Origin of the sequence: Sphingosinicella sp. (assembly GCF_052387495.1) — a bacterium.
Classification (GTDB): domain Bacteria; phylum Pseudomonadota; class Alphaproteobacteria; order Sphingomonadales; family Sphingomonadaceae; genus Allosphingosinicella.
In genome coordinates, this window is sequence record NZ_JBQTJC010000263.1 from 1 (window position 1) to 5,481 (window position 5,481).

General features: G+C 66.3%; 6 protein-coding genes. 3 read left to right on the forward strand and 3 right to left on the reverse strand.

Annotated elements, in window-relative coordinates:
* The 3 genes from carB to carA form a co-directional block, all read right to left on the reverse strand.
* A partial coding sequence (gene carB, locus ACT4N8_RS14375; protein ID WP_444858800.1) for a carbamoyl-phosphate synthase large subunit occupies window positions 1-1,059 on the reverse strand: 1,059 nt, incomplete at its 3' end.
* Window positions 1,059-1,481, reverse strand: a complete 423-nt coding sequence (locus tag ACT4N8_RS14380; protein ID WP_444858801.1) for a hypothetical protein — start codon at window positions 1,479-1,481, stop codon at window positions 1,059-1,061. The genes ACT4N8_RS14380 and carB, both read right to left, overlap by 1 nt.
* A complete protein-coding gene (gene carA, locus ACT4N8_RS14385; RefSeq protein WP_444858802.1) occupies window positions 1,478-2,641 on the reverse strand; it encodes a glutamine-hydrolyzing carbamoyl-phosphate synthase small subunit in 1,164 nt (387 codons plus the stop codon). Before carA ends, ACT4N8_RS14380 begins: the two co-directional genes overlap by 4 nt.
* A gap of 142 nt (window positions 2,642-2,783) precedes the next feature.
* Here carA and ACT4N8_RS14390 point away from each other — a divergent pair, with 142 nt between their 5' ends.
* From ACT4N8_RS14390 to ACT4N8_RS14400, 3 genes are all read left to right on the forward strand, one after another.
* Window positions 2,784-3,236, forward strand: a complete 453-nt coding sequence (locus ACT4N8_RS14390) for a GatB/YqeY domain-containing protein (protein WP_444858803.1) — start codon at window positions 2,784-2,786, stop codon at window positions 3,234-3,236.
* Window positions 3,237-3,290: 54 nt separating this feature from the next.
* Window positions 3,291-5,126: a DNA primase gene (dnaG, locus tag ACT4N8_RS14395; protein ID WP_444858804.1), complete on the forward strand. Its 1,836-nt coding sequence runs from the start codon at window positions 3,291-3,293 to the stop codon at window positions 5,124-5,126.
* A gap of 41 nt (window positions 5,127-5,167) precedes the next feature.
* Window positions 5,168-5,481: RNA polymerase sigma factor region1.1 domain-containing protein (locus tag ACT4N8_RS14400; protein WP_444858805.1), on the forward strand; the 314-nt coding region annotated here is incomplete at its 3' end.

A 5,481-nucleotide genomic window follows, 5' to 3' on the forward strand; every position in this document is an offset into this window, starting at 1 on the left:
ATAGTCGATCGTCGGTTCGAAGCTGGCGGGCGTCACGCCGGTGATGTCGTTCTGAATCTCGTCCAAAGTGTAGCCGACCGCGAGCTTGGCCGCGACCTTGGCGATCGGAAACCCGGTCGCCTTCGAAGCCAAGGCCGAGCTGCGGCTGACGCGCGGGTTCATCTCGATGACGACGAGCCGTCCGTCCTTCGGATTCACCGCGAACTGAACGTTGGAACCGCCTGTTTCCACGCCGATTTCGCGCAGGCACGCAATGCTCGCATTGCGCATGATCTGATATTCCTTGTCGGTCAGCGTCGGTGCCGGCGCGACCGTGATCGAATCGCCGGTGTGGATGCCCATCGGATCGACATTCTCGATCGAGCAGATGATGATCGCATTGTCCGCGCGGTCGCGGACCACCTCCATCTCATATTCCTTCCAGCCGAGCACCGATTCCTCGATCAGCACCTCGCTGGTCGGCGAGGCTTCCAGCCCGCCGTTCACGATCGCCGCGAAATCCTCGCGATTATAGGCGATGCCGCCGCCGGTGCCGCCGAGCGTGAAGCTCGGGCGGATGATCGCCGGCAGGCCCACCGTCTCCAATGCCGCCATGGCGTCGTCGAGGCTGTGCGCGATCGCCGAGCGCGGGCTTTCGAGCCCGATCCGGTCCATCGCCTCGCGGAACTTGAGCCGGTCCTCCGCCTTCTCGATCGCCTCAGCGTCGGCGCCGATCATTTTCACGCCATATTTGTCGAGCGTGCCGTCCTTGAACAGCGCCAGCGCGGTGTTGAGCGCGGTCTGCCCGCCCATGGTCGGGAGCACCGCGTCCGGCCGCTCTTTCTCGATGATCTTGGCGACATAGGCCGGGGTGATCGGCTCGATATAGGTCGCGTCCGCCAGCCCCGGATCGGTCATGATCGTCGCCGGATTGGAATTGACGACGACGACCCGATAGCCCTCCTCCTTCAATGCCTTGACGGCCTGCGACCCCGAATAATCGAACTCCGCCGCCTGCCCGATCACGATCGGACCGGCGCCGATGACGAGGATAGAGGAGATGTCGGTGCGGCGGGGCACTATGCTCTCATTACTTCGTCGATGGATGCTCGCGACCGATCGGTCGCGTCATAAGTTGTGAACCAAGTCAGATGCTCACCGCCTAACCCGGTTAAGGCGCGTTCAAGCGAATCAAGCGAATCTCGAAACGCGTGTTCAGATCGACCAAGCAGGTCTTGTAGCCAAGCGCGTCGTTCGAGCGTGACGACATATTTGGGACGCATATCGGATAGGTAGATTGTAGCCTTCCCCAACACCCCAGACATGTCGAAGTACCAGACGTTTTCCGAATGCTGTTCGACGGGTCCCGCTGTCCATCCCTGCCCAATCAACGCCTCACGTAGGATTTGAGCTGGATTATGTCCGCCAAACTGGACAATTTCCCCGTCCACCTCAACTTGATCGTCGGGAAAATCAGCCTCGAATTCGACGACGCGCCTCACCGGAGCATCCCCACAAACTTCCCGAACAGATAGGTGCTGTCCTGTGGGCCCGGGCTCGCCTCGGGGTGATATTGGACGCTGAAGGCCGGGCGGTCGGTGAGCTCGATGCCGCAATTGCTGCCGTCGAACAGGCTGACATGGGTCTCGCGGACGTTGGCGGGCAGGCTTTCCTTCTCGACCGCGAAGCCGTGGTTCATGCTGGTGATCTCGACCCTGCCGTCCTCCAGCCGCTTCACCGGGTGGTTCGCGCCGCGATGGCCCTGGTGCATCTTCGCCGTCTTCGCGCCGACGGCGAGGCCGAGCAATTGGTGACCGAGGCAGATGCCGAACAGCGGCTTGCCGGTCTCCAGCAGCTGCCGGATCACCGGCACCGCATATTCCCCGGTCGCGGCCGGGTCGCCCGGGCCGTTGGAGAGGAAGAAGCCGTCGGGCTCGTGCGCCATCACCTCCTCGAAGGTGGAAGCGGCGGGGAGCACGGTCACCCGTGCTCCGGCCTCGGCGAGATTCCGGAAGATGTTGCGCTTGGAGCCGCAATCGATGGCGACGACATGGGGCAGCGCCTCGTCGTGGGGCCGCTCCGCATAGCCCTCGCCCAGTCGCCATTTGCCGCCCGACCAGCGGTAGAGCTGCCGGCAGGATACCTCCTTCGCCAGATCCATCCCCTCCAGCCCGGGCCACGCGCGCGCCTTCTGAAGCAGCGCCTCGACATCGAACTTCCCGTCCTCGCGATAGGCGATGACGCCGTTGGGCGCGCCTTCGGTACGAATCTTCCTTGTCAGCGCCCGCGTATCGACGCCCGACAGGCCGATCCGCCCGTTCGCCTTCATCCACTCGACGAAGCCCTGGCCCGCGCGGAAGTTGCTCGGTGCGGTCACGACCTGCCGCACCACGCAGCCGAGCGCGAAGGGATTGTCCGCCTCCAGGTCCTCATAGTTGGCGCCGACATTGCCGATATGGGGGAAGGTGAAGGTGACAATCTGCGCGGCGTAGGAGGGATCGGTCATGATCTCCTGGTAGCCGGTCATCGCGGTGTTGAAGCAGATTTCGCCGACCGCCTCGCCTTCCGCGCCGAAGCCCCAGCCCCAGATCGCGCTGCCGTCCGCCAGCACCAATACGCCCGTGGCCCCTTCAGGCGCAGGCGTTCTGGTGGCGTCGGCCATGGCGGCGGGCACTCCGTTCGAAATTGTCGCGATGTCGCTAAGCCTCAGCCGCTAGAGACGGACCGGAAGCAGGTCAATCCTGTTAAAAGCCGGGGCGCCCCGCTAGACGGATGGTTTCCCGTTGAAGCCCCGTGAGAGCCCCATGATTCGCGATGATCTCAAGCAAGCGCTCGTCGGCGCGATGAAGGCCGGCGACCAGCCGCGCCGCGACACGATCCGCCTGATCCAGGCCGCTATCAAGAATCGCGACATCGAATTGCGAGGGTCGGCGAACCCGCCCGAGGACGATGTGCTCGTCACCGAGGTGCTCCAGAAAATGGTCAAGCAGCGCCGCGAATCGATCGAGATGTACGAAAAAGGCGGCCGCGCCGAGCTCGCCGCGGCGGAGGCGGCCGAGGTCGCCGTGATCGAGGATTTCCTGCCGAAGCAGATGAGCGATGCCGAGATCGCCGCCACGGTCGACGCGATCGTCGCCGAGACCGGCGCCGCAGGCCTCAAGGACATGGGCCGGGTGATGGCGCTGTTGAAGGAACGCCACGCCGGGCAGGTGGACATGAGCAAGGCGAGCCAGGCCGTGAAGGCACGGCTGAGCTGATGCGGCGGGGAGCGGAGTGACCCTCTCTCCCACTTCGATCGAAAGGCTCATCCCATGAGCCTTTCTCCTCAGTTCCTCGACGAGCTGCGCGCGCGGACGTCGCTGTCCGCCCTCGTCGGCCGGGGGGTGAAGCTGCAGAAAGCGGGGCGCGAGTTCAAGGCGTGCTGCCCGTTCCATAGCGAGAAGACGCCGAGCTTCACCGTCTCCGACGAAAAGGGCTTCTACCATTGCTTCGGTTGCGGCGCGCATGGCGACGCGATCAGCTGGCTGACCGACCAGCGCGGCCTTTCCTTCATGGACGCGGTCAGGGAGCTCGCCGACGCCGCCGGGATGGAGATCCCCGCCCCCGATCCCCGCGCCCAAGCCCGGGCGGAGCGCGCCGCCGGGCTCTACGAGGTGACCGAAGCCGCCGCGCGCTGGTTCGTCGAGCAGCTCGACGGGATCGAGGGCGCCGCCGCGCGCGACTATCTCAAGCAGCGCGGCATTTCCGAGGTGACCCGGCGCAAGTTCGGCTTCGGCCTTGCCCCGGACAGCCGCGGCAAGCTCAAGGCCGCGCTGAAGACGCTGGGTGAGGCCCGGCTGGTCGAGGCGGGCCTGCTGATCGCGCCGGAGCAGGCGGACAAGGCGCCCTACGACCGCTTCCGCGGCCGCCTCATGTTCCCGATCCGCGACGCGCGCGGCCGCTGCCTCGGCTTTTCGGGCCGCATTCTGGGTGACGGCGAGCCCAAATATCTGAACTCGCCCGACACACCCTTGTTCGACAAGGGCCGCACCCTGTTCAATCTCGACAAGGCGCTCCCCGCCGCCCGCGCCGCCGGCCGGGTGATCGTAGTCGAGGGGCAGATGGACGTGGTCGCGCTCGACGAGGCGGGTTTCCCGGAGACGGTGGCGCCGCTCGGCACGGCGATGACGGAGGCGCAATTGGGCATGCTCTGGCGGATGTCGGAAGCCCCGGTCTTCTGCTTCGACGGCGATTCGGCGGGGCAGAAGGCGGCGGTCCGCGCCGCTTTGCGCGCGCTGCCGGGGATCGGCCCGGCCCGCTCGCTCGCCTTCGTCACTCTCCCGCCCGGCGAGGACCCGGACGATCTCGTGCGGAGTCGGGGCCGCCAGGCGCTGGAGGCCTTGCTCGCCGCGCCCGAGGCCTTGGTCGACCGGCTCTGGCGGCACGAGGCCGAGGCCGGGCCGCTCGCCACGCCTGAGCAGCGCGCCGGCCTTCGCCGGCGCCTGATGGAGCACGCCTCAGCCATTCAGGACCCGGACGTGCGCGAGCAGTATCGCGCCGAATTCCTCAAGCGGTACGACACGCTGACCCCGGCAAGGCGCCCTTGGACCGAGCGCAAGCCGGGCGTGCGCGGCCCCTATGTCCCGCCCCGTCCGACCTCGGCCGAGGCAAGAGCGGTGGGGCGCACGGGGCTCGACCCCCAACTCGTCCGCGCCATTCTCCAGGGGCTGATCCGCTTTCCCGAGCTGATCGGGGAGCATCACGAACAGTTGCAGCAGCTTGAGATCGCCGACGCCAAGGCGGCGCAATTGCGAGGCCTGCTGCTCGAATCGGCGATGACCCATGGCGAGCTTGATCGAGAGGCGCTCGATACCATATTGGCGGCCGGAGGAGCTGCGGCCCTGCTCGAGGCGCTCAGCCTCAAGCGGGGGCTTGCTTTTTCCTTCACGCGGGCGAATGCCGAGCCGGCTCGCGCCTGCCGCGATCTCGCTCTCGCGATCGAGACGCTGGCGGCGCGGCCCGGGCTCGATGCCGCATTGGCGGCGGCGACGGCGCGGGTGAAGGACGGAGGCGACGAGGCCGCGTTCGAGGAGCAGACGCGTCTGCTCCTGGCGCGGCACGAGGCGGACAGAAAATTGGCGACATTGTTCGAAGGCGAGGCGGACTAAAGCTCCTGCGGACGATGGTGCCGAAGTGATAAGGCGTTGGAATGGCGAAGACCAATACGGCGGAAGCCGACGAGAAGCCGGAAGGCGGCGACGCGCCGCTGATCGATCTCAACGAAGCCAGCATCAAAAAGCTGATCGCCCGCGCCAAGAAGCGCGGCGTGATCACCTATGACGAGCTCAACGAGGCCCTCCCCCAGGACCAGATGGCCTCCGAGCAGATCGAGGACATCATGTCGGCGTTGTCGGAGATGGGGGTGAACATCGTCGAGAGCGAGGAGGGGGACGAGGAGGACAAGGACGAGCCGGAGGCGATCGACGAGGGCCAGGAGGGCGGCGGCTCGGGCGAGACCTTCGT

What these genes read in the sequence shown, in the direction of transcription:
- carA (WP_444858802.1), bottom strand. Translation starts at nt 2,641, where the DNA reads ATGGCCGACGCCACCAGAACGCCTGCGCCTGAAGGGGCCACGGGCGTA.
- ACT4N8_RS14390 (WP_444858803.1), top strand. Translation starts at nt 2,784, where the DNA reads ATGATTCGCGATGATCTCAAGCAAGCGCTCGTCGGCGCGATGAAGGCC.
- dnaG (WP_444858804.1), top strand. Translation starts at nt 3,291, where the DNA reads ATGAGCCTTTCTCCTCAGTTCCTCGACGAGCTGCGCGCGCGGACGTCG.